At 63.9% G+C, this 23,630-nt stretch carries 17 protein-coding genes and 1 pseudogene; 7 read left to right on the forward strand and 11 right to left on the reverse strand.

The window, feature by feature from the left end; genetic code table 11:
* From QZY07_RS27100 to QZY07_RS27110, 3 genes are all read right to left on the reverse strand, one after another.
* The coding region (locus tag QZY07_RS27100) for a cache domain-containing protein (protein WP_295409615.1) at positions 1 to 847 on the reverse strand (847 nt) is incomplete at its 3' end.
* A gap of 99 nt (positions 848 to 946) precedes the next feature.
* Complete coding sequence (gene clpB / locus QZY07_RS27105; protein ID WP_295409618.1) at positions 947 to 3,553, reverse strand: ATP-dependent chaperone ClpB; 2,607 nt, start codon at positions 3,551 to 3,553, stop codon at positions 947 to 949.
* A gap of 85 nt (positions 3,554 to 3,638) precedes the next feature.
* Complete coding sequence (locus tag QZY07_RS27110) at positions 3,639 to 4,232, reverse strand: Uma2 family endonuclease (protein WP_295409621.1); 594 nt, start codon at positions 4,230 to 4,232, stop codon at positions 3,639 to 3,641.
* A gap of 58 nt (positions 4,233 to 4,290) precedes the next feature.
* On the opposite strand from QZY07_RS27110, the pseudogene QZY07_RS27115 reads away from it, so the two are divergent.
* From QZY07_RS27115 to QZY07_RS27130, 4 genes and pseudogenes are all read left to right on the forward strand, one after another.
* Positions 4,291 to 4,434: pseudogene (locus tag QZY07_RS27115) on the forward strand (hydrogen peroxide-inducible genes activator); the annotation flags it as partial.
* A gap of 367 nt (positions 4,435 to 4,801) precedes the next feature.
* Positions 4,802 to 5,002, forward strand: a complete 201-nt coding sequence (locus QZY07_RS27120) for a hypothetical protein (protein WP_295409623.1) — start codon at positions 4,802 to 4,804, stop codon at positions 5,000 to 5,002.
* 204 nt (positions 5,003 to 5,206) lie between these two features.
* The gene (locus tag QZY07_RS27125; protein WP_295409626.1) at positions 5,207 to 7,417 is read left to right on the forward strand and encodes an EAL domain-containing protein; all 2,211 of its coding nucleotides are present in this window, start codon (positions 5,207 to 5,209) and stop codon (positions 7,415 to 7,417) included.
* A gap of 26 nt (positions 7,418 to 7,443) precedes the next feature.
* A complete protein-coding gene (locus QZY07_RS27130; RefSeq protein ID WP_295409628.1) occupies positions 7,444 to 9,108 on the forward strand; it encodes a PAS domain-containing sensor histidine kinase in 1,665 nt (554 codons plus the stop codon).
* A 127-nt stretch (positions 9,109 to 9,235) separates the two neighbouring features.
* On the opposite strand, the gene QZY07_RS27135 is transcribed toward QZY07_RS27130, so the two are convergent.
* The 7 genes from QZY07_RS27135 to QZY07_RS27165 form a co-directional block, all read right to left on the reverse strand.
* Complete coding sequence (locus tag QZY07_RS27135; protein WP_295409631.1) at positions 9,236 to 11,380, reverse strand: PAS domain-containing hybrid sensor histidine kinase/response regulator; 2,145 nt, start codon at positions 11,378 to 11,380, stop codon at positions 9,236 to 9,238.
* On the reverse strand, positions 11,377 to 11,724 hold the full coding sequence (locus QZY07_RS27140; RefSeq protein WP_295409634.1) for a circadian clock KaiB family protein: 348 nt from the start codon (positions 11,722 to 11,724) through the stop codon (positions 11,377 to 11,379). The genes QZY07_RS27135 and QZY07_RS27140 overlap by 4 nt, the downstream gene beginning before the upstream one ends.
* A gap of 28 nt (positions 11,725 to 11,752) precedes the next feature.
* Positions 11,753 to 12,100, reverse strand: a complete 348-nt coding sequence (locus QZY07_RS27145; RefSeq protein WP_295409637.1) for a circadian clock KaiB family protein — start codon at positions 12,098 to 12,100, stop codon at positions 11,753 to 11,755.
* Positions 12,097 to 13,812: a circadian clock protein KaiC gene (gene kaiC, locus QZY07_RS27150; RefSeq protein ID WP_295409640.1), complete on the reverse strand. Its 1,716-nt coding sequence runs from the start codon at positions 13,810 to 13,812 to the stop codon at positions 12,097 to 12,099. Before kaiC ends, QZY07_RS27145 begins: the two co-directional genes overlap by 4 nt.
* A 149-nt stretch (positions 13,813 to 13,961) precedes the next feature.
* A complete protein-coding gene (locus tag QZY07_RS27155) occupies positions 13,962 to 17,801 on the reverse strand; it encodes a DUF3683 domain-containing protein (RefSeq protein ID WP_295409643.1) in 3,840 nt (1,279 codons plus the stop codon).
* A 50-nt stretch (positions 17,802 to 17,851) separates the two neighbouring features.
* Positions 17,852 to 18,280, reverse strand: coding sequence for a type II toxin-antitoxin system VapC family toxin (locus QZY07_RS27160; RefSeq protein ID WP_295409646.1), 429 nt, complete (start codon positions 18,278 to 18,280; stop codon positions 17,852 to 17,854).
* A complete protein-coding gene (locus QZY07_RS27165) occupies positions 18,277 to 18,528 on the reverse strand; it encodes a plasmid stabilization protein (RefSeq protein ID WP_295409649.1) in 252 nt (83 codons plus the stop codon). The genes QZY07_RS27160 and QZY07_RS27165 overlap by 4 nt, the downstream gene beginning before the upstream one ends.
* 171 nt (positions 18,529 to 18,699) lie before the next feature.
* Here QZY07_RS27165 and QZY07_RS27170 point away from each other — a divergent pair, with 171 nt between their 5' ends.
* From QZY07_RS27170 to QZY07_RS27180, 3 genes are all read left to right on the forward strand, one after another.
* Complete coding sequence (locus QZY07_RS27170; RefSeq protein ID WP_295409652.1) at positions 18,700 to 19,674, forward strand: TIGR01212 family radical SAM protein; 975 nt, start codon at positions 18,700 to 18,702, stop codon at positions 19,672 to 19,674.
* A gap of 20 nt (positions 19,675 to 19,694) precedes the next feature.
* The gene (locus QZY07_RS27175; protein WP_295409655.1) at positions 19,695 to 20,690 is read left to right on the forward strand and encodes a peptidase U32 family protein; all 996 of its coding nucleotides are present in this window, start codon (positions 19,695 to 19,697) and stop codon (positions 20,688 to 20,690) included.
* Between the two features lie 102 nt (positions 20,691 to 20,792).
* Positions 20,793 to 21,707, forward strand: a complete 915-nt coding sequence (locus QZY07_RS27180) for a U32 family peptidase (RefSeq protein WP_295409658.1) — start codon at positions 20,793 to 20,795, stop codon at positions 21,705 to 21,707.
* Between the two features lie 84 nt (positions 21,708 to 21,791).
* On the opposite strand, the gene QZY07_RS27185 is transcribed toward QZY07_RS27180, so the two are convergent.
* Positions 21,792 to 23,600: a hypothetical protein gene (locus tag QZY07_RS27185; RefSeq protein WP_295409661.1), complete on the reverse strand. Its 1,809-nt coding sequence runs from the start codon at positions 23,598 to 23,600 to the stop codon at positions 21,792 to 21,794.
* Positions 23,601 to 23,630: the final 30 nt, after the last annotated feature.

A 23,630-nucleotide genomic window follows, 5' to 3' on the forward strand; every position in this document is an offset into this window, starting at 1 on the left:
AGGCCTCCCGCGTTGGCAGGATCACAGAGGCGTACCAGCCGGCGATCGGGATCTGCCTGACGGACACCAGCACATCCTGTCCATGCGGGTTGACGACGACCGCGGAGCCCTCGTAGCCCTGCATAAAGCGGTCGATCCAGGAGCTGGTGCCCGGCGCTGGCAGCACTTCCATGATGCGGGATTTATCGGAGGTGGACACGATCATCCGGGTTTGCGGCGTCACCAGAAAGGTTTCGCCGGTCTTGCCGTAGCGGTTTTCGGTGATCCGATCCAGAAAATTGGGCTGTCTCAGGTCGATCACCCCCGCCAGCACCCCGCTCGCCCGACCCTGCGCATCGAGAATCGGCACGGCGATGACCACGATGGGACTCGGTGATTTTCTGCTGACGAGCGGCTGACTGACGATTGGCTTGCCCTGCGTCAGCGCCGACTGGAAATACTCCCGGTCGGCGACGTTGATGCCGACGCGCTGGGCCGACCGCGGGATTTCGGCGATCATGCTGCCCTGCGCGTTCACGGCGATGAAGCCACGATTGAACAGGTCTTCCATGATCGGATGCTGGTCCAGCAGCGACTGCACGGCGGCGCTGTCGCTGAGGAGGTCGGGGGGGATTCTCCGTGCCAGGCCAGTGAGCGCCCTGATCCGAAAATTCAGCGCATCGTCGATCTCCGACGCGACCACGGACGCCGAGGTGAACTGCTGCGCGGACAGGAGCGCAATCAGGTCTCGACGCAGCATCTGACTGGCATACCACAGCATCGACCAGAGGCTGATCAGAAAGATGGCCAGCGTCAGCAGCGTCACGCGGGTTTTGAGCGAATTCCAGGGAATGCGAAACAACGACATCGGTAATTCCATGACCTTCGAGGGTGAGCGCGCCTTGCGGACGCGCGACCATTATCCATCGCGTTCCCCGCCGCCGATCGATCGACGAATGGCAGGCGGTCAGTCCACCAGTTCTCCCTGCAACACCCGCTCGAAGGCGAGCTGTCCGTCCCCCAGCGTGACCTCGATCAGATCGCCGGGGGCGAATTTGCCGGATAGAATCTCCTGCGCCAGCGGGTTTTCGAGCTGGGCGCGGATGGCGCGCTTGAGCGGACGGGCACCATAGACCGGATCGAAACCGGCGGCGCCCAGATGATCGAGCGCGCGGTCGTCGACCGTGAGACGCATGTCCCGATCGGCCAGACGCTGCTGGAGAAAGTCGAGCTGAATCCGGGCGATGGCGCGGATCTGCGCCGGTTGCAGCGGATGGAAGACGACAATTTCATCCAGCCGGTTGATGAACTCGGGCCGGAAGGCGTGGCGCACTTCCTCCATGACGGCCTCTTTCATGGCCGCATAATTGGCCTCGCCCGCGCGCTGCTGGATGATGCTGGAACCGAGATTGGAGGTCATGACGATCACCGTGTTGCGGAAATCCACGGTGCGCCCCTGACCGTCGGTCAGGCGTCCGTCGTCAAGCACCTGAAGCAGCACGTTAAAGACATCCGGATGGGCCTTTTCCACCTCGTCAAGCAGGATCAGGCTGTAGGGACGTCGCCGGATGGCCTCGGTCAGATAGCCGCCCTCCTCGTAGCCGACATAGCCGGGCGGCGCGCCGATCAGGCGCGCGACCGAGTGCCGCTCCATGAATTCGGACATATCGATGCGGACCATCGCCTCCTCGGTGTCGAACAGGAAGGCGGCCAGCGCCTTGCACAGCTCGGTCTTGCCGACGCCGGTCGGCCCCAGAAAGAGGAAGGAACCGATGGGGCGCGAAGGGTCGGACAGCCCGGCGCGCGAACGGCGCACCGCATCGCTGACCGCACGCACCGCCTCGTTCTGACCGACCACGCGGCGCTCGATCTCGGACTCCATGCGCAGCAGCTTGTCGCGCTCGCCTTCGAGCATTCGCGAGACCGGGATGCCGGTCCATTTCGAGACGATTTCGGCGATTTCCTCCTCGGTGACCTTGGTGCGCAGCAAACGCTTCTCGCCCTGAGCGCCCGCGCCCGTACCCGCCGCCGCCAGTTGTTTTTCCAGTTCCGGGATGCGCCCGTACTGAAGCTCGGACATGCGGGCCAGATCGCTGGCGCGGCGCGCGGTTTCCATCTCCATGCGCGCGCGGTCGAGCGCCTCCTTGAGGTGCGCGGTGCCCTGGACTGCGGCCTTCTCGGACTTCCAGATCTCGTCGAGGTCGGCAAACTCGCGTTCCAGCCGCTCAATCTGACCCTCAAGGTCGGAGAGGCGCTTGCGCGACGCCTCGTCGGATTCCTTCTTTAGGGCCATGCGTTCGATCTTGAGCTGGATCAGACGACGGCTGAGCTTGTCCATCTCCTCGGGCATGGAATCGATTTCCATGCGGATCTGCGAGGCCGCCTCGTCGATCAGGTCGATCGCCTTGTCCGGGAGTTGCCGATCCGCGATGTAGCGATGCGACAACACCGCCGCCGCGACGATGGCCGGATCGGTGATCTCAACCGCGTGATGGACCTCGTAACGCTCCTTGAGTCCGCGCAGGATGGCGATGGTATCTTCCACATTGGGTTCGTCCACCAACACCTTCTGGAAACGGCGCTCCAGGGCCGCGTCCTTTTCGACATATTTGCGATATTCGTCCAGTGTGGTGGCACCGACACAGTGCAGCTCGCCCCGCGCCAGGGCGGGCTTGAGCATGTTGCCCGCGTCCATCGAGCCCTCGGCCTTGCCGGCGCCGACCATGGTATGCAACTCGTCGATGAAGAGGATGATGTTGCCTTCCTGCCGACCGATGTCGTTCAGCACCGCCTTGAGACGCTCCTCGAACTCGCCGCGGAACTTGGATCCGGCGATCAGCGCGGCCATGTCGAGCGACAGCAGGCGCTTGGTTTTGAGCCCCTCCGGTACCTCGCCATTGACGATGCGCTGGGCCAATCCTTCGACGATCGCGGTCTTCCCAACGCCAGGCTCGCCGATCAGCACCGGATTGTTCTTGGTGCGCCGCTGCAACACCTGGATGGTGCGACGGATCTCGTTGTCGCGCCCGATCACCGGGTCCAGCTTACCCTGCTCGGCGCGTTCGGTCAGATCGATGGTGTACTTCTGGAGTGCCTGACGCTGTTCCTCGGCATTGGGGTCATTGACCGCCTGCTGCCCGCCGCGCACCTCCTGGATTGCCTTCTCGATGGCCGTCTTGCTGGCGCCCGCCTCGCGCAGCGCATTGCCCAACACGCCCTTGTCCTCCAGCGCCGCGAGCACGAACAGCTCGGAGGAGATGTATTGATCGTTGCGCTGTTGCGCCAGCTTGTCGGTCAGATTGAGCAGTCGGTTGAGATCGTTGCCGAGATGCACGTCGCCGCCCGCGCCCTGCACCGTCGCCAGGCGGTCGAGCGCCTCGCCCAGCGTCGAGCGCAGCCGGTTGGCGTTGACATCGGCGCGGGTCAGCAGGTGGCGAACGCCGCCGCCCTCCTGATCCAACAGCGCGACCATCAGGTGCACGGGTTCGATGAATTGATGATCGCGACCCAGGGCCAGACTCTGAGCGTCGGCTAGGGCCATCTGAAATTTCGCGGTCAGTTTGTCCTGTCTCATGGGTGCAATCCTGTCTAAATTTCCGGTTGATTTGTTGTGGAAATTGGGGCTTGACGCCGACCGAATCAAGCCGCCGCCGATCGCATCAGGGATCGACCGGAGGCAGACGCGCGCTGAGTTCGTCCCAGACGATGACCACGCCGGGCAGGATGCCGACCGGGGTTGCGCCGACCAGGTCGCCGACCTCGGGCTTGCCGAATTGACCGTCCACCAGACGATAGATCGTCAACAGGCGATCGATGGGATGCACCAGCCAGTATTCGCGCACCCCGGCGCGCTCGTAGACCTGACGCTTGCGCCAGTGGTCATGGCTGGCGGTCCCCGGCGAGAGCACTTCGACCACCAGATCCGGCGCGCCGCGCACCCCGCGCCAGTCGAGCTTGGCGGGGTCGCAGACCACCAGCACGTCCGGCTGCACCACGGTGTCGATACGCGCATCCTCCTCGTTGTTTTTCGGCAGACGCACATCGAGCGGGGCGATGAAGGGGCGGCAGGGATGCTGGCGCAAGGCATTGACGAGCTGAACATAGATCTCGCCCGCCACTTCCTGATGGGCCAGGCTCGGCGCCGGGGCCATCGACCAGGCCACGCCGTCGATCAGCTCATAGCGAACCTCGTCGGTCCAGGTCAGATAATCGGCATAGGTGTGAGGGTCAGTGTCGCGTTGCGCCAGGGCCATGATTCGGGTCTCCGGTTGGTTGATGCGCTGATCCACGCAGGCTCGCTTCGATACGACCATTGCCCGACCCCTGAATCTGCCGGACGCCTATCGTCGGATCTCGCTGGTCTACCGCCGCAGCTTTCCCCGTCGCCGCGCGCTGGAAGTCTTCGCCGAGATCGTGCGCGAACACCTGCCGAACACGGTCAGACGCATCAACTGATTGGCGTCGACTCCGCGAACGCAACGAATTGCGCATGCGCAACTTTATCGGACGTTTGACAAAATAAATTTCTCGCTATCCTTGACGCGGACCTGGTTTATCTGCTAGTTGTTAAGTTAGCCACACGTTGCGAAAAGGAGAAAGCGAATCGCGAAGCTCGCTGCAATGGCTGATTCGTGCGACGATTCATCCTCTTTAAATCATGGATTGCGAAGCGTCATGTTGCTCGTTCGCAACCGACTTCTTGGGTCCACGGATGGTTTTATGGCACTGCGTTTGCTTATTTATAGATTAGCCAACAGCGAAATCAGCAATCATTGTCCCATCGCTACATCGACAACACATCACGCTTAAGGGGAGATTCATCATGAGCACCAAACAATCGCAAGCCATCTGGGAACTTTGCCGGCAGGGATTTCCGCTCTCCGCGGACGACGCAGCCAAGTGCTGGAACAATGGGCAGCGTTTCGATTTACGTGAAAAATTTTCCGTCGAACTGGGTCGATCATTAGAAGATCTGATCGATCAGTGTAATTGGGAAATCGAAAAAAACAGCGAAACCGCTTGAGTACCAGTCGGCGGCCAATCGCCTCTGTCGAACGACCACGAACGGCGTGTCGCCACGCCGTTCGCCCCCGCTTTTGATAGGCGACCCTTCGCCCTATCTTCAACGGATCGCCTCCCGCGCTCCTAAACAGCATGACAAGAGTCGCCTTCCCCCTCGCCTCCCCAGATTCGGCCGCTTGCAAACTCTCTCGTCAGGAAGACCAAGATGTCAGCCACCCTTCTCATCGTCGACGACGTACCGGAAAACCTGGCCATTCTCGGCCAGTTGCTGCGCGCGGCCGGTTACCGCGTCAGGGCGGCCAACCGTGGAGCCGTCGCGCTGAAATATGCCACGCTGGACCCGCCGCCGGACCTGATCCTGCTCGACCTGATGATGCCCGAAATGGACGGGCACGAGGTGCTGGACCATCTGCGCGCCGACCCGCGAACCCGCGAGATTCCGGTCATCTTTGTCACCGCCATGGACAGCGCCGAGACCGAAACCCTGTGTCTGGAGCAGGGCGCCGTGGATTTTATCGCCAAACCCATCGTCGCCTCGGTCGTGCTGGCACGGGTGCGTAACCAACTGGAACTGCGGCGGGCGCGCGACTGGCTGCGCGATCAGAACGCCTTTCTGGAAACCGAAGTCGCGCGCCGCGTCGCCGAAGTCCGGGCTATCCAGGACGAGAGCGAACGTAAAGCGAATTTCGACGACCTGACCGGATTGCCGAACCGCAATCTGCTCGACGACCGTCTGGCGCAAGCCATCGAGCGCAGTCGCGCCGACGCCAGCCCGCTGATCGTCCTGATGTTGAGCCTCGACCGTTTCAAGAGCGTCAATGCGCATCTCGGTCGCGGGGCCGGCGACCGCGCGCTGCGGGTGGTGGCGGAGCGTCTGGCGCGTCTGACGGCGGCGACCGACACCCTGGCGCGCGTCGAAGGCGACGAATTCATCCTGGTGATGGATGCCGACGAACGCGAGGCGGTCATCCGTTACGCCCAGCCGATGCTCGATGCCGTGATGGCGCCGCTGCGCATCGACGATCATGAAATCGTGCTCTCCGCCAGCATCGGCATAGCCACCTTCCCCAAGGATGGCGACACGGCCGACCGGCTGTTGCGCCATGCCACGGTGGCCCTGTCCAAGATCAAGATCGCCGGGGGACGGGGGTTCCGCTTTTACGCGCCCGCCATGAACGCGCGCGCCCTGGAACGTCTCGATCTGGAGCGCGATCTGCGCGAGGCCATCCGAGAGGGCGGGCTGGCGCTCCATTATCAACCGCAGGTCGACCTGCGCAACGGTCAGATCATCGGTGCCGAGGCGCTGGCACGCTGGCAGCACCCGCGACGCGGCTGGATTTCTCCGGGCAATTTCATCCCGGTGGCGGAAGAATCCGGGCTGATCGGCCCGCTGGGCAAGTGGGTGCTCCACGAGGCCTGCCGCCAGAACCAGGCCTGGCAAGCGGCCGGGCTGCCGCCGGTGACGGTCGCGGTCAATCTGTCGGCGCTCCAGTTCGCCGCCTACGATGTCGTGGACTTGACCGCCGCCATCCTGCGCGAGACCGGACTCGCCCCCGAATATCTGGAGCTCGAACTCACCGAAAGCGCCGCGATGGCCGATACGCTGGCCTTCATCGAGGCCACGCAGCGCCTGAAGGAACTGGCGATCTCGCTCTCGCTCGACGATTTTGGCACCGGTTTTTCCTCGCTCAGCTATCTGCGCCGCTTCCGCATCGACCGGCTGAAGATCGATCAGAGCTTCGTCCGGGATATCGTGCAGGATCCCAGCAGCGCGGCCATCGTGACCGCGATCGTCAGCCTGGCGCACAGCCTCAATCTGGCCGCCATCGCCGAGGGGGTGGAAACCGAGGCGCAACTCCAGTTTCTGCGCGCGCACGATTGCGACGAGATGCAGGGCTATTATTTCAGCCGCCCGCTCCCCGCGTCCGAGTTCGCGGCGTTGCTGCGCTCGGATCGTCGGCTGGCGTTTCCGGCCGAGACCGTCGCCGCCAGCCGCAACCTGTTGCTGGTCGACGACGACCCGCAGATTTGCTTCGTGCTCGAACGTCTGTTCGCGCGCGAGGGGTATCGGGTACTGACCGCCGGCGACGGATACGCCGCGCTGGAACTGCTCGCCCTGCACGCGGTGGATGTGGTGGTCTCCGACGGCGAGATGCCGCGGATGGACGGCCCCGAGTTTCTCGCCCGAGTCAGCGCCATGTATCCCGGAACCATGCGGATCCTGCTCTCCGGCATCCTCGACCCGCAACGCATCGCCAAGTCCATCAACCAGGGCGAGATCTTCAAATTTCTGACCAAACCGTGGAAGACCGCCGAGCTGCGCGAGGCGGTTCGGGAAGCCTTCCTGATCATCGAAAATCGCGCCCAGCGGAATCCGCTCGCCCTCCCAGGCGGCAGTGACTCGAACCCACCCTAGCGCGGACGCCTTGCCGAGGATCAACCATGACAGGCTCACCGAGCCAGACCGAGGACGCGGCAGAAATCCGGCCTTCCGGCGGCAGCGCCCCCGGTCACAAGGAAGCCGAGAAGATGGCGGCGTTGTCAGCCGTTGTCAGACACAGCGACGCTATCATCGTGGTCAAGGATCTGGAACTCCGGGTGATCGCCACCAATGCCGCTTTTGCCAGGGCAGCGGGCCATGCCTCGGATGAGGATCTGATCGGCAAGACGGACGCGGAAATCTTCGGGGTTTCGCCCGACAGCGAGCCCGTTCGTTCCTACATGAGGGACGAACTCCAGGCGCAACGGCTCCCGCCCGGCGAGTCGATGATCCGGGAAGAACCTGTGATCACGCACGATGGACGGACGCTCTACTACCTCACCAAGAAATATCCCATCTACGGTCCGGAAGGCCGCCTGATCGGGACCGGCAATATCTCGGTGGACATCACCGCGCGCCGGGAGGCGGAGCGGCAACTGCGGGAAACCAACCGCGCGCTCGCGGCCGCCATGGCGGAGGCTCGCGAGCTGGCCACGCGGGCGGAGGCGGCCAATCGCGCCAAGAGCGCCTTTCTGGCCAACATGAGCCACGAGGTTCGCACCCCGATGAACGCCATCGTCGGCCTGACCCAGCTGCTGCGCCAGGAGACCGCCGCGGCGGCGCGGCCCGCGCCAGACGGCGCGCCCGGAGCGCGAACCGGGGACAACGCGGCAGGCATCGGCGCCCTGGACCGACGTCTGGCGAAGATCGAGACGGCGGCCCATCATCTGCTGGAGATCATCGATAACGTCCTCGATCTATCGAAGATCGAGGCGGATCGATTACAACTGGCGGAGAGCGATTTCGCCCTTGCCGACGTGCTGGACGCGATCCGCGCGCTGAATGGCGTCGCGGCGAACGCCAAGGGGCTCGCGATCGAGATCGACAGTCAGGCGCCGGGGTGGCTGCGCGGCGATGCGACCCGTCTGCGTCAGGCGCTGCTCAAGTATGTCGACAACGCGATCAAGTTCGCCGAGCGGGGGACCGTCCGTCTGTGCGTCAGAGTCCTGGAAGAACGGGGCGCGCGTTTATTGCTGCGCTTCGCGGTCAGCGACAGCGGACCCGGCATCGTGCCCGAGGCGCTTCCCAGACTGTTCGACGCCTTCGAGCAGGCCGACAATTCGACCACGCGCGAATTTGGCGGCGCCGGGCTGGGGCTGGCGATCGCGCGCCATCTGGCACACCTGATGGGCGGCGAGGCCGGGGTCGAGAGTACCCCTGGACAGGGCAGCACCTTCTGGCTGACCGCGTGGCTGTCGCGCGGCGCGGGAACCCTGCCGACCCCCGCCCCGCTGGATGCGGGCGCGGTCGCGAGCCGCACATCGCCGGAGGCCGGGGCGGTCTCGCGAGCGGACAACGCGCCCAGCCAGCGCGCGTTGCCGATGGCGGGCGTCGCGGACCCGATACCTGACGCCGCCGCTGGCGCGCGCGAATTGATCGAACGTCTCAAGACGCTGCTCGCGCAAGGCGACATGGCCGTCAACGAACTGCTCCAGCCCGAACCGGCCCTGCTCCAGGCCGCGCTCGGGCGCGAGCGCGGCACCTTCCTGCGCCTGATCGAAGGCTTCGATTATCCGGGGGCGCTGGCGTTATTGGAAAAGATGTCGCGGCCCAATGACCCAGCATGACGCGATTGAATCGCCACACGCCAGGGGAAGGAGCGATGCCAACCGAGGGCGATGTTGGTCGGGTGCGAATCTGGAACCTTGGCGCTTGACATGAAGGGTTTCGCCGCGCTCTCCCCATCCTGCGTGACTATCCAATTTTTCTTAGCCATTTCAGCAAGATCGCGAACAGCGCATCCGGGTCGACGGGCTTGGCGATAAAGTCGTCCATTCCGGCATCCAGGCAGCGCTGCCGGTCCTCCACGAAGGCATTCGCCGTCAGGGCGAGGATCGGCACGGTCGGGCGGTGGGTCAGGCGGCGGATCTGGCGGGTCGCCTCCAGGCCGTCCAGATTGGGCATCTGAAGGTCCATCAGGATCAGATCGTAGGCGTGACGGCCGGCCAGCGCGACCGCTTGCAGGCCATCCTCGGCCAGCTCGACGACCATCCCCACCTCGGTCAACAGCATCTCGGTGACCTCGCGATTGATGGGTTCATCCTCGGCCAGCAGGATGCGGCGGCCCTGGTAGTTCCTGACGAGCAGTGTCTCGGCGGAGCCCGGCGTCGCCGGGGAGAGCAACTCGGTGGCGGATGCGCCCTTGTGGAGCCGGACCGTGAACCAGAAGGTGCTGCCCACCCCGGGAGTACTCTCGACACCGGCCTCGCCCCCCATCAACCGCGCCAGCTTGTGGGTGATGGTCAACCCCAGCCCGGTGCCGCCGTAGCGGCGGGTGATCGAGGTATCGGCCTGCTGGAAAGGCGTGAAGAGCTGGGGCAGGATCTCCGGGGCGATGCCGATGCCCGTGTCCCGCACCTCGAAGCGGACCCGCACGCTGTCGCGAGCATCCTCGATGGCCAGGGCGCGCAGGGTGATGGTCCCCCGGTCGGAGAACTTGATGGCGTTGGTGACATAGTTGAGCAGTCCCTGCCGGAGCCGCGTGGGATCCCCCCTCAGCGACCAGGGCAGCGGTTGGGTCTCGACGGCGAGATTGAGCCCCTTGGCCTGGGCGCGCTCGTAGACGAGGGAGGCGACATTGGCGACCAGGGCGCCGACGTTGACCTCGGTGTCCTCGAGGACGAACTTGCCGGCCTCGATCTTGGCCAGATCCAGGACGGCATCGATGATCTCCAGCAGATGATCCCCGGCGGCCTTGATCGTGTCGAGCCGCTCGGCTTGCTGAGGGGTGACCTTGGAGCGTTTGAGCAGATGCGTCATGCCCGTGATGGCATTGAGCGGAGTGCGGATCTCATGGCTCATGTTGGCCAGGAAGGCGCTCTTGGCGACATTGGCCGTTTCGGCGGCCTCCTTGGCGAGCATGAGCTCGCGGGTCCGTTCGGCGACCAGTTGCTCCAGGTGCTGGCGGTAGTGGTCCAATTCCTCGGCCGTCGCTTTCTGCTCGCTGATGTCGATACAGAAACCAATATAACCGAGAAAGGCGCCCTGGCTGTCGTAGCGTGGATTGCCGTCGCCCCGGATCCAGCGATAGTCGCCATCGGCATGGCGCAGCCGATAGTTCATGCTGAAGGGTTGGCGCCGCTCGAAGGCGGTGACGTAAGTTTGCAGACAGCGGTCGATCTCCTCCGGATGCACGCCCTCCGTCCACCCCTTGCCAAGCTCCTGCTCCAGCGAGCGTCCGGTAAAACGCAGCCAGGGCTCGTTGAAGTAGTTGCACAGCTTGTCCTGCCCGGAGGTCCAGATCAGCATCGAGCCGCTATTGGCCAGCGTGCGGAAGTGCTGCTCGCTCTCGCGCAACGCCTGTTCGGCGGCCAAGATCGCTTCAGTGCGTTTCTGCTCGGTCAGATCGGTGACGACCAGGCAAAAACAGTCCTGCTCCGCATCGAGTCGCAAGACACTGAAGGAGAGATAGCAGGGGACGGCAAGGCCGTCGCTGGCCAGCAGGCCGATCTCCCGGTCATGGCCGGGGTGCGAGTCGTTGCGTTGGAACAGTGCCTGAAATGCCGCCTGGTCAGTGGGCGCGATCCACCGAGCGAAGGTGGCGCCGATCACCTGTTCGAGCGGCGTTTTCAACAAGTCGGCCAAGCGTCGGTTGGCATAGAAGATCACCCCCTCCGCCGTCAGGATGAGCGCCCCCTCGCTCATCGCCTCGACCAGGAGCCGGTAGGAGCGGTCGGCGCCCTGGAGCGTAAAGACCTGGGGGCCATCGGTGCCTGACACCACCAGGGCATCCACATCGCCGCTACGGATGGCCAGCAGGGTCTCCTCGGCCTCCGTCAGGCGCTCGCGCAGCGCCTGGTTCTCGGCGATCAGGTCCGCTGGCGAAGGCGATGGTTTCACTTCGTCTTACCCTGAAGATCCAGGCCGACCAGAACCCGTTCCGTATCCGAGAGGGTGCCGATCATCCGATGCAAGGGGAGCGGCAGCGCCTTGATGAGGGTCGGCACGGCGATGATCTGCTCACCCTTGGCCAACTGAGGTCGCTGATAGAGGTCGATGACTTCGAGCGAGTAATTCCCTTGCAGGTGCTCTTTGCAGATCCGCTTGAGGTTGGCGATGGCGCGCACGGATTTCGGCGTCGCGCCGGCCACATAGAGCCGCAGGACAAAGGCCGGCGGTGATGGTGGCGGGGCCGCAGCCTGGTCGGTGGTCGCATCCGAATCGGGCGGTTTCATGGTTGGCATGGCAGGCTCGACATCGCAACAAGTTGGACTAATCCTCAGCGCGCGGCAGCAAATCCAGCCCGATCAGGACGCGCTCGGTATTCGACAAATCGCCGATGATCTTGCGCACCGGCTCGGGGAGCTTGCGCACCAGGGTCGGGATGGCCAGGATCTGATCGCCAGCCGCGAGCTGAGGCTGCTCCAGCAGGTCGATCACCTCGATCCGGTAGCGTCCGGCCAGGTGTTCTTCGCAGAGCGTCTTGAGGTTCGCGAAGGCGGTGATGGATTTCGGCGTCTGACCGGCCACATAGAGCCGCAGCGTCCAGATCTCGGACAACGCATCCGCGGGGTCGGCTCCAGAGGGGACGTCCCGCGACCCGGTCGTGGATTCGTTCATGAAGGATCCTCCGCCACTGTCGGCGCCGCGTCGGCCTTGCGGCTCCAGGCCATCTCGACCCGCTCGCGCGCCAGTTGTGCCTCACGCCCCTGCTCGCGCTCGATCAGGGCCAGGGTCTCGGCCTCCCGTGCCTCGAATTCGGCGCGGATGGCCGCGACCTGCGCATCCATCAGCGCGCGCTGGCGCTCCAGCTCACGCCGCCGGAGATCGATCTCCTGCTGGCGCGCCAAGCGCTCAGCCGTGTCCTCCGCCTCCCGCGCCAGGCGCGCCGAGCCGGTCAGGACGCCCCCAGGACCGAGGTAGACGTCCCGAAGCTGGACGCCGTGCGAGGTAATGAGAAACTCGCGGTTTTGATTCGAGTGCTCCATGCCGCGCGACTTGAGGATGCTCAAGGCGCGAGTGCGCTCGCCGCCGGTCTCGACCGCGAACAGCAGCAGCCAGGTATCGCTCAGGGAGGAGATGCCGGCATCGGTGCGATCCAGCGCGCTGCCGCCCATCGTCAGGCTGGTGAAAAAGCCGGTGATCTGATTGAGCTTGAGAAAATCGATCAGTCGCATCAGCATCGATTTGACCTCGATCTCATTGGTCGCACTGATGAAACTATTCAGCGGATCCAGGATCACGATCCGCGGACCGAAGGTGTGAATTGTCTTGTGCATGGTCGCCAGGTGCGTTTCCAGCCCGGTGAACGTGGGTCGATTCGCCTTGAATTCTAGCAGGCCCTGCCGGACCCAGGGCGCAAGGTCGATCCCCACCGAGCGCAGATTGCGCTGGATCTGACTGGGCGATTCCTCGAAGGCAAAATAGAGCACCCGCTCGCCGCGCCGGCAGGCGGCCTCGGCGAAATGCCCGGCCACACTGGACTTGCCCGTCCCCGCAGTTCCCGAGACCAGGATGCTGCTGCCGCGATAGAAGCCTGCCCCGCTCAGCATCGCGTCGAGGCGCGGGATCCCGGTGGAGACGCGCTCCTCGGAAGCGGTGTGCTCCAGGCCCAGCGAGGTGACCGGCAGCACCGAAAGACCGTGCTCGTCGATCAGGAAGGGATATTCGTTGGTGCCGTGGGTCGAACCGCGGTACTTGACCACGCGCAGCCGTCGCGTGGAGATCAGATTCTCGACCCGGTGATCGAGCAGGATCACGCAATCCGAGACATACTCCTCCAGACCCTGGCGGGTGAGCAGTCCCGCGCCGCGCTCGCCGGTGATGATGGCGGTCACGCCCTTGTCCTTCAGCCAGCGAAAGAGACGGCGCAGCTCGGCGCGCAGGATGAGTGGGTTGGGCAGTCCGGAGAAGAGCGATTCGATGGTATCCAGCACCACCCGTTTGGCGCCGATCGTGTCAATCGCGTACCCGAGCCGGACGAACAGACCCTCCAGGTCGAACTCGCCCGTCTCCTCGATCTCGCTGCGTTCGATATAGACGAAGTCCAGCGCAAGCTGGCGGCGCTCGACCAGATCGTCCAGGTCGAAGCCGAGCGAGGCGACGTTGCGCGTCAGTTCCTGGGTGGTCTCCTCAAAGGCCATGAAGACGCCTGGCTCGTCGAACTGGGTCGCGCCACGCACCAGGAACTCCATGGCCAGCAAGGTCTTGCCGCAGCCGGCGTCACCGCAGACCAGTGTCGGCCGGCCGGTGGGCAGGCCGCCGCCGGTGATTTCATCCAACCCGTCGATGCCGGTGGGCGATTTGGGGAGTTGTGCAGGTGCTGGGTCCATGTCGATCTCTCTTAGCCTGTAGCCTGTAGGGGCGAATTCATTCGCCGCGTTGGTTGCGCGGATACCGGGGATGTAGGGGCGAATGAATTCGCCCTACAAGGATGCCGCGCAACATTCGCGTCGAGCGCATCGATCCCAGCCTTGTAACCCTAAAGCAGTATCCGCTCGATCCCGCCCGCGCTGGCCTGCTCCAGAAACCGCTCCCGCCAGCCCGCGCCGAGCAGGCGTTCGGCCAGTTCGACCACGATGTAATCGGTCTTGAGCCCGGTGTCGTCCTGGTATTTGGCCAGACCCTGCTGACAGGCGGGGCAGGAGGTCAGAAGTTTGACCTCGCCGTTTTCGACCCGCTCCCGACCGGTCAGATCGCGGATGCCCGCCGTCAGTTCTTCCTGCTTGCGAAAACGCACCTGATTGGCAATGTCCGGGCGCGCCGTGCCGAGGGTGCCGGCCTCGCCACAACAGCGCTCGGACAGTTTGACCGGCTGACCGATCAGACTGCACGCCACCTTGATGGGCGCGTGGATCTTCATGGGAGTATGGCAGGGATCGTGATAGAGATATTGAACGCCCGCGACGCCGTGCAGACTGACGCCCTGCTCCATCAGCCATTCATGGATGTCCAGCAGCCGGCAGCCGGGAAAGATGCGCTCGAACTCGTACTGGAGCAGTTGATCCATGCAGGTTCCGCAGGACACCAATACGGTTTTGATGTCCAGATAATTCAGGGTATTGGCGACCCGATGGAAGAGCACGCGGTTTTCCATGGTGATCCGGCGCCCACGGGCCTCCAGACCCGAGGCGCGCTGCGGATAGCCGCAGCAGAGATAGCCCGGCGGCAGCACGGTCTGCGCGCCCTGCTCCCAGAGCAGCGCCAGCGTCGCCAGACCGACATCCGAGAACAGCCGCTCCGAGCCGCAGCCCGGAAAATAAAACACCGCTTCGGTCTCCTCCGCCGCGACCCTGGGATCGCGCAGGATAGGCACCTGGGTCCGGTCCTCCAGCGCGAGCAGATGGCGGAAGAGGCGTTTGGGCAGATCGACCCGGATCGGCCGGCTGACCAGATCCAGCACCTGGCCCGGCAGGGTCGGCCGGCCGGTTGTCGCGCCGGGATGCGCGGTGCGCCGGGCGGTCAGACGCAGCCATTTCGCCACCCCATGCGCCCGGTTCATGGCCGCGAAGCCCCATTCGGCAAGCCCCCTGCGCAGGAATCGGACCGCTCGCGGATCGGTAGCGTTGAGGAAGCGCATGGCCGCCCAGGCGCCGAGGTTGAAGCGTTTGCGACCCCGCTCGACCAGGATGCGGCGCATCCGCATGGTCACGTTGCCGAAATCGATATCGACCGGACAGGGTGTCAGACATTTGTGACAGACGGTGCAATGATCCGCCACGTCGTTCATCTCGGTGAAATGACGCAGCGACAGACCGCGCCGGGTCTGTTCCTCGTAGAGAAACGCCTCGACGATGAGCCCCGTCCCCAGGATCTTGTTGCGCGGCGAATAGCTCAGATTGGCGCGCGGAACATGGGTCATGCACTTCGGCTTGCACTTGCCGCAGCGCAGACAGTGCTTCACGTCGTCGTTCAGCGCCCCGAGTTCGGTTTCTTCCAGGATGATCGCCTCTTGCTCGACCAGTCGCAGCGAGGGGGTATAGGCGTCCTGAAGCCCGGAACCCGGCATCAGTTTGCCGCGATTGAAGCGGGCCTCGGGATCGACCCGTTGCTTGTAGGCGACGAAGGCATCCAGCTTCTCGCGCTCCAGGAATTGCAGTTTGGTGATCCCGATCCCGTGCTCGCCCGAGATGACGCCGCCCAGTTCGGTCGCCAGCGCCATGATGCGGGCGACGATCCGATCCGCCTCGTGCAGCATGGCGTAGTCCGAGGAATGGACCGGGATATTGGTATGCACGTTGCCGTCGCCGGCGTGCATGTGCAGGGCGACGAACAGGCGCGAGTCGCGAATCCGGCGGTGAAGATCGACCAGATGTTCGCGCACTCCGGCCATGTCCTGACCCGCGAAGATGTCGTTCAGGCGCTCGGCGACCTCGTTTCGGTAAGACTGGCGCAGATCGCGGCGCAGCAGCATCGAGAGCAGGGTGTCCTGGTCGCGCATCCGGCCTTGTTCGTTCGCGGTCAGCAGATCCAGGTTGTCGGCGGCGGGCTGGTCCAGATGGTCCAGAATCGTCCGCCAGCGGGCGCGCGCCGTGCCGACCGCCGCGCGGGCGACCGCGCTCTTGGACTTGAGAATCGCGGTTTCTTCGTCCGAATCCTCGTCGCCGCCGTCCAGGCTCTCCAGAGAGTCCAGCACGGCCGCCAGGATGGCGTCCTTGTTGCGGATCGACTGCTCGATATTGATTCGCTCGATGCCGCGGCTGTACTCGGCCAGCCGGTCCAGCGGAATGACCACGTCCTCGTTGACCTTGAAGGCGTTGGTATGCCGCGAAATGGCGGCGGTGCGGGCGCGGTCCAGCCAGAAGCGTTTGCGCGCCTCGGGGCTGACGGCGATAAAACCCTCGCCATCGCGCGCCTGGGTCAGTTCCACGACATGCGCGGCGGCAGCGCTCACCGCCGCTTCGTCATCGCTGACCAGATCGGCGATCAGGACCATCTTGGGCAGTTCGCGCCGCACCGACTTGGTGGCGTAATCCACCGCGCGTACATAACGCTCGTCCAGATGCTCAAGACCGGCGATCTGGACGCCCGTTCGTGAGGCGATGTCATCCTTCACCTCGATGATCGCCGGCACGGCCAGCTCCAGATCGGTGCCGAAGAATTCCATGCAGACCGTGCGCACATGGTCCGGCATGCGATGCAGGATAAAACGCGCCGAGGTGATGAGACCGTCGCAGCCTTCCTTCTGCACGCCCGGCAGACCGGAGAGAAACTTGTCGGTCACGTCCTTGCCCAGCCCTGCCTTGCGGAACGACGGCCCCGGAATCTCCAGAATCTCGGGCTCGCCCTTGGGCGTGATCCCATCCGGCAGAAAGCGACTGACGCGAAAACGTGCCAGCGGTTGATCATGGATCTTGCCCAGGTTGTGATCCAGCCGTTCCACCTCCAGCCAGTCAGCATCCGGCGTGACCATGCGCCAGGAGGCCAGATTGTCCAGCGCCGTGCCCCAGAGCACCGCCTTCTTGCCGCCCGCGTTCATCGCGATATTGCCGCCGATGCAGGAGGCATCCTGCGAGGTGGGATCGACCGCGAAGGCCAGACCCTGACGGTCGGCCAGATCCGAGACGCGCCGGGTCACCACGCCCGCGCCGCAGCGCACCGTGGGCACCGCTCCCGCCACGCCGGGCAGCGCGATGCGCTCGACGCCCGAGAGGTCTTCGAGTTTTTCGGTATTGATGACGGCGGTCAGCGGATGCAGCGGCACCGCCGAGCCGGTATAGCCGGTGCCGCCGCCGCGCGGGATCAGGGTCAGACCGCAGTCGATGCAGGCGCGCACGATGGCCGCGATCTCGGCCTCGGTGTCTGGCGAGATGACCACGAAAGGCAGTTCGACGCGCCAGTCGGTCGCGTCGGTGGCGTGCGAGACGCGCGCCAGTCCACCGAAATCCAGGTTGTCCTTGCGGGTGATGCCGGCGAGCGCCTTGCGCAGTTGGGTCCGCTGGCGCTGCTCCGACGCGAACCAGTCGCCGAAATCGTTCACGGCGGCCCTGGCCGCGGCCAGCAGCGCCGCCGCGCCCTGATTGTCGTTCAGCCGCGACTCGAACTGGTCGAGCCGATGCGCGAGCGCCTGCAACAGCAGACGCCGGCGCTTCAGATTCTCCAGCAGGTCATCCTGAAGATAGGGATTGCGGGTCACCACCCACAGATCGCCCAACACCTCGAACAGCATCCGTGCCGAGCGCCCGGTGCGGCGACTGCCGCGCAGTTCCTCGATCAGCCGCCACATCGGTTCGCCAAGGAAACGGATGACGATCTCGCGATCGGAAAAGGAGGTGTAGTTGTAGGGGATTTCGCGGATGCGGGGCTGGTGATCGGTCATCATGAAGGTCGGGCCGGCTCAGATTTTATTGCGCTGCACAAATAACAGAATACTCATGGGCGCGCCACCCAAGGGTCGATCACGGTCAAGCCGTCGATGGACTCAAAGTCACTGGCGTTGCGCGTGGCGAGGGACATCTGATTCGCCAGCGCAATCGCCGCGATCTGCGCATCCTCGACACTGATGGGCCGGCCTGATCGAGTACGCACAGAAACGATGCGTGCAGAGTGGCTGGCAGCGATCTCGTCGAACGGCAGGCAGCGCCCAGCAAAATCCTCCTCGAACATGACCCGGGCGGCCAGGCTCAAACCTTCCTGCCGCTTCCCCCGAGGCATCAGCGCCAGACCCAATTCAATTTCGGCACGACTGACAGCGCTCGTCCAGACAGCACCGGCGGGCTGTTCGTCCAGCCAGGCAACCACCTGAGCAGCAGGCTGCGGACGCATGAACTCGGAGAGCACGTTGGTATCGAGCAGCATCATGCCCGTTCATCCCAACTCGGCGGTGTACGCGGCGCTTGGCGGCGAGGCAAGACCAACTCTTCGCTGGCCATCTCGGCAAAACGGCCCAGCAAACGCTGGCCAAGCCGCGATGGCGCGCCGGTGTGGGCAAGCGCCCCCTTCAGGATGCGTCGCGCCTCTTCTTCCATCGACACCCCATGCTGTGCCGCACGGAGACGCAGCGCCTGCTTGGTGGCTTCATCCACGTTACGAATGGTCAAGGCGGCCATGGGCCTTCCCTACATTGATATCAATGCGATCATTGTTATCATTGACATCATGCCTGTCAAGGCAGCCTCGGCTTCAGCGCCATATCAGCATCTGCATCTCGAAAACCTGAATTGCCATTCGCTTGACCTGGATCAAACGGTTCATCGCCCCACGCGGTTAGGTTTGCACAGATGCCCTCCCCCCCCGCTCCACATCGCATCCTTAGTGATCGCGTCAACACCTTTGGTCAGTACCTGCTGAAGCGTTACGGTCAGCGGGTGCATAAGCTCGCGCTCCACGCCGGGTTTACCTGCCCGAACCGTGACGGCGCCAAGGGTCACGGCGGCTGCACCTTCTGTAACAATGTCTCCTTCAGCCCGAACGCCGAGAGTCAGGCACCCATCGCACCCCAACTCGATGCCGGACGCGCCGTGCTCGCCAAGCGCACTGGGGCGCGGCGCTTCATGGCCTATTTTCAGGCGTATACCAACACCTACGATCCGGTGGACGCGCTGCGCGAGCGCTACGACAGCGCGCTGATCCATCCGGACGTGATCGGGCTCTCGATCGGCACCCGCCCGGACTGCGTGCCGGACGCCGTGCTGGACCTACTGGCCAGCTATCGGGCAAAGGGCAAGGAAATCTGGCTGGAACTCGGGCTGCAATCCGCCGACGACCGCACCCTGGAGCGCGTCAACCGCGGCCATGATTTCGCCGATTATCGCACCGCTGTCATCGCCGCCCATCGGCGCGGGATCCCGGTCTGCACCCATTTGATCGTCGGCTTGCCCGGCGAGGGACGCGAGGCGGCGATCTCCAGCCTCGACCGCGTGCTTGAACTCGGCGTGGAAGGGCTGAAGCTGCATCCGCTGCATGTCGTGCGTCACACCCGTCTGGCCATCGATTGGAAACGCGGCGAGTATCAGCCGCTGACGCTGGACGACTATGTGACGATCTGCGCCGATCTGGTCGAGCGCACCCCGCCAGCGGTGATTTATCATCGCCTGACCGGAACCGCGCCCCGCGATATTCTGCTGGCGCCCGACTGGTGCAGCCAGAAATGGGCGGTCCTGAACGCGATCGAGGCCGAGTTGTTCCGCCGCGACGCCCACCAGGGCGACCGGGTCGCGGCACTATCCCTTCCGAAACTTGTCAGCATTGGCTGACCCGTAAGAGAGCCTTCACCATGGAACTCGTCTGTCCCGCCGGCAATCTGCCGATGCTCAAGGCGGCCGTCGATCAAGGCGCCAATGCCGTCTATATCGGCTTTCGCGACGACACCAACGCCCGTCATTTCGCCGGTCTGAACTTCAACGACAAGCAGATCCGCGAGGGTCTGAACTATGCCCATGACCGCAAGGTCAAGGTCTTCGTCGCCATCAACACCTATGCGCAGCCCAACGGCTGGGAACGCTGGACCGCCGCCGTCGACCGCGCCGCGGATCTGGGCGTGGACGCCATCATCCTCGCCGACATGGGCGTGCTCGACTATGCCGCCGAGCGTTATCCCAACGTCAATCTGCATCTGTCGGTCCAGGGCTCGGCCACTAACCCGGCGGCAATCCGCTTCATGCACCGTCACTTCGGCATCAAGCGGGTCGTGGTGCCGCGCGTGCTGTCGCTGGCCCAGGTCGCGCATCTGATTCAGGAGGCGCCGGTACCGGTCGAGATCTTCGGCTTCGGCAGCCTCTGCGTGATGGTCGAGGGGCGCTGTCTGCTGTCCTCCTATGCCTGCGGTCAATCGCCCAATACCTATGGCGCCTGCTCGCCGGCCGCGCATGTCGAATGGCGCGACACCCCCAAGGGGCAGGAAACCCGGCTCGGCGGCGTCCTGATCGAGCGCCGCTCGCACGACGAACCCGCTGGTTACCCGACGCTGTGCAAGGGACGTTATGATGTCGCCGGCGAACTGCGTCACGCCATCGAGGAGCCGACCAGTCTGAATACGCTCGACATCCTGCCCGGCATCCTGGCCGCCGGGGTCAGCGCCATCAAGATCGAGGGCCGCCAACGCAGCACCCGCTATGTGTCGCAGGTCACCCAGGTCTGGCGCGAGGCGATCGACGCCTGCCAGCGCAATCCTCGGGCGTTCCGCCCCAAGGAAAGCTGGCACCAGATCCTGGCCCAGGTGTCCGAGGGCGCGCAGACCACGATCGGGCCCTATCATCGGCCCTGGCACTAGCTCTTTGAGGTATCGGTTGTCGGTTGTCAGTTGTCAGACAACACCAACTGATCACCGATAGCTGACAACTGATAACTGATAACTGATAACTTCCCCTGACCCATGCCAACAACTTCACAGAACCGCCCGCGTCTCACGCTCGGTCCGATCCTCTATCACTGGCCGCGCGAACTGGTGCTGGATTTTTACGCCGAAATGCTCGAAACGCCGGTGGATGTCATCTACCTGGGCGAGACCATCTGCTCCAAGCGTCGACTGCTGCGCCCCGAGGACTATTGGGAGCTGGCCGAGCGCGTCGCCGCCGCGGGCAAGGAGCCGGTCATCTCCACCCTGGCCCTGATCGAATCCGACGGCGAACTCAAAACCCTGCAACGTCTCTGTGCCGACGAGCGCTTTTTGATCGAGGCCAACGACCTCGCGGGCCTGGATTATCTGGAGGGTCGACCCTTCGTGACCGGTCATTCCATCAATCTCTACAACCAGCGCACGCTCGCCTTTCTCGCCCAACGGGGACTCAAGCGTTGGGTGCTGCCGGTCGAACTCGGGCGCGAGACGACCACCGCGCTCATCAAGACACGCCCGAGCGGCGTGGAGTGCGAGCTATTCGCCTACGGACGACTTCCGCTGGCCTATTCCGCCCGCTGCTTCACTGCCTACAACCGCAATCTGAGCAAGGACGACTGCCAATTTTGTTGTGGCGAATATCCGGACGGCCTGTTGGTCTCTACCCAGGAAGGCGTCCCCTTTCTCGCGCTCAACGGCATCCAGACCCAATCCGCGACCACCCACAACCTGCTGTCCGCGCTGGATGAAATCACCCAACTTGGCGTCGAGTTGCTGCGGATCAGCCCGCAATCCAATCGCACGGCGGACATCGTCAAGGTCTTTGCCGACGCGCTGACTGGCGATCTGGATCTTGATCAGGGTATGGCCAGACTGCGCGAATGGTGCCCCAGCGGACTCAGCGATGGCTATTGGAGCGGCAGGGCCGGAATTGCTTCGGGGGCTGCGGTCTAAGAGTCGGCTCATAAAGTTCAGCTTGAAAATGAAAAAGCGATCAGGCCCGAAGGCCTGATCGCTGTTCGTCCCTGCCGCCTCAGATCACGACGAAGACGTGAGCATAGGCGATACGGCCAGGAGATCCGTCTGTGACTTACCAGGCTCCTGCAGCGTCGATGCCGAGGCGAGCGACATTCCGGCGTTGATTCCGAAGTCCGGGTTGCTTTGCATGAAGTTGGTGAGCGTCGTCGCGATGATCGCCACATGCGCGGCAAAGCCGGTCGTCTGATCGGACGTGTCGGTCAGCGAAACGGTCGTGCCAGTCGGTGTCCCGGTGCCGGTCGCAAACTCGGCCATCGCCTGCACCATGTCGCTGACCTGGGTCCGCAGATCGTCTCCCGCCGTCTGCACCTCTGCTGTTTCGACTTTGAACCAGACATCCGCCATCTCGTGCGTCTGACCATCCAGCGTCTCGAAGCTGGAGACCAGTCCCACCCAGTTACCGTTGTTATAGACCGGGTTGCCGTTGCTATCGAACGGGGTCTGTGCGTTCAGATCCAGCCTCTTGATGCCGATGTCATCGGTGAGGCTCTTCAACTCACCCGCCTGACTCACGCCATCCGAATTGCTGTCCTGCCAGACCTTCAGCTCGGACCAGGCTTCGTCTGCCGCCGTGATGGCGCCATCGCCGTTGCTATCCAGCTCGCGCAGCGCGACATAACCCTCGGCACCCTTCTCGCCATTGGCCAGACGGGTGGCGGTACCGAACAATTCGGTGCCGTCGTCGATCCTGCCATTGTCGTTAAGATCGCGGACCAACAGACCGTCGTCGGGACCGACCCATCCATTGCGCGTCGCCTGCCCCGTCGCCCTTAGATCGAATTGAACGCCCGGGTTGAGACTCAGCGTCTCAATGCCGTCGCGATCAAGGTCGAGCATGATCGGCGAAGCCAAGGCAGCAAGCTGTGCAGTATTCAAAGAGCCAATACTGACCTGGGCGGTCGTTACGCTGCCCATCAAAACTCCCAGTTGGGTGGTACTCAGGGCCGCAAGGTCTGCCGCGTCGATCGCTACCATCTGGCGGGTGGTCAGGGCACCAAGCTGCGCGTTGGTCAAGTTTGCCGTCTGGGCCGTAGTCAGGGCGACGATCTGCGTGGTCTTGAGACCGGCGATATCGGCACCCAGCGCCACGATTTGCGCAGTGGTCATGGCTGCAATCGCGCCGACTGTCAGCGCCGCCGCCTGTGCAGTATCCAAGGCATCGACCTGCGAGGTGGTCAGTTTGGATGCCTGCGTGTCCGTCATAGACGCGATTTGGCGGGTCGTCAGGGACGCGATATCCCCGACCTCAATCGCCGACAGTTGTGCCGTATCCAGGTTGGAGAACTGGGTCGTGGTCAGCGCCCCGACCTGACTGCCCGTCAGGGCGACGATTTGAGTGGTCTTCAGCGACTGGACCTGACTGACCGTGAAGGCTGCCAGATCGCGGGTCTCCATGACCGATATCTGACTGGTGCTCAGGGCTGTTACCGCCGCCGTGCTCAACGCCGCAGCCTGACTGGTGGTCAGGGCGATGATCTGATCGTTAGTCAAGGCATCGACCTGGGTATCAAGCAGCGCCTGGATCTGAGTGGTCTTGAGTCCGGAGATGTCTCGGGTTTCGATCGCCTGGATCTGAGTGTCGCCCAGTGCAGCGATAGCGGCAGTGCTAAAGGCACCAATCTGGGCGCTGGTCAGAGCCTGTATCTGGGCGCTGGTCAGTGCGGCGGCTTGGGCGGTGGTCAAAACCTGCACCTGCGTGGTGTTGAGGCCGCCGAGATCGGTGCCGAGCGCGACCACCTGGTCGGTGGACAGGTTGAGCACGGCGCTGGTGTTGAAGCCGCTGACCTGGACGCTGGTCAGCGCGCCCAACTGGACGGACGACAGACCGTACAGCGTGGC

The sequence above is a fragment of the uncultured Thiocystis sp. genome (assembly GCF_903866365.1).
In the GTDB taxonomy this organism is placed as follows: Bacteria; Pseudomonadota; Gammaproteobacteria; order Chromatiales; family Chromatiaceae; genus Chromatium.

Excerpts from the sequence above, each read along its gene's own strand:
- clpB (WP_295409618.1), bottom strand. The coding sequence starts at position 3,553 with ATGAGACAGGACAAACTGACCGCGAAATTTCAGATGGCCCTAGCCGAC.
- QZY07_RS27125 (WP_295409626.1), top strand. The coding sequence starts at position 5,207 with ATGTCAGCCACCCTTCTCATCGTCGACGACGTACCGGAAAACCTGGCC.
- QZY07_RS27160 (WP_295409646.1), bottom strand. The coding sequence starts at position 18,280 with ATGATGCTGCTCGATACCAACGTGCTCTCCGAGTTCATGCGTCCGCAG.
- QZY07_RS27120 (WP_295409623.1), top strand. The coding sequence starts at position 4,802 with ATGAGCACCAAACAATCGCAAGCCATCTGGGAACTTTGCCGGCAGGGA.
- QZY07_RS27130 (WP_295409628.1), top strand. The coding sequence starts at position 7,444 with ATGACAGGCTCACCGAGCCAGACCGAGGACGCGGCAGAAATCCGGCCT.
- QZY07_RS27155 (WP_295409643.1), bottom strand. The coding sequence starts at position 17,801 with ATGATGACCGATCACCAGCCCCGCATCCGCGAAATCCCCTACAACTAC.
- QZY07_RS27145 (WP_295409637.1), bottom strand. The coding sequence starts at position 12,100 with ATGAACGAATCCACGACCGGGTCGCGGGACGTCCCCTCTGGAGCCGAC.
- QZY07_RS27180 (WP_295409658.1), top strand. The coding sequence starts at position 20,793 with ATGCCAACAACTTCACAGAACCGCCCGCGTCTCACGCTCGGTCCGATC.
- QZY07_RS27140 (WP_295409634.1), bottom strand. The coding sequence starts at position 11,724 with ATGCCAACCATGAAACCGCCCGATTCGGATGCGACCACCGACCAGGCT.
- QZY07_RS27165 (WP_295409649.1), bottom strand. The coding sequence starts at position 18,528 with ATGGCCGCCTTGACCATTCGTAACGTGGATGAAGCCACCAAGCAGGCG.
- kaiC (WP_295409640.1), bottom strand. The coding sequence starts at position 13,812 with ATGGACCCAGCACCTGCACAACTCCCCAAATCGCCCACCGGCATCGAC.
- QZY07_RS27170 (WP_295409652.1), top strand. The coding sequence starts at position 18,700 with ATGCCCTCCCCCCCCGCTCCACATCGCATCCTTAGTGATCGCGTCAAC.
- QZY07_RS27110 (WP_295409621.1), bottom strand. The coding sequence starts at position 4,232 with ATGGCCCTGGCGCAACGCGACACTGACCCTCACACCTATGCCGATTAT.
- QZY07_RS27175 (WP_295409655.1), top strand. The coding sequence starts at position 19,695 with ATGGAACTCGTCTGTCCCGCCGGCAATCTGCCGATGCTCAAGGCGGCC.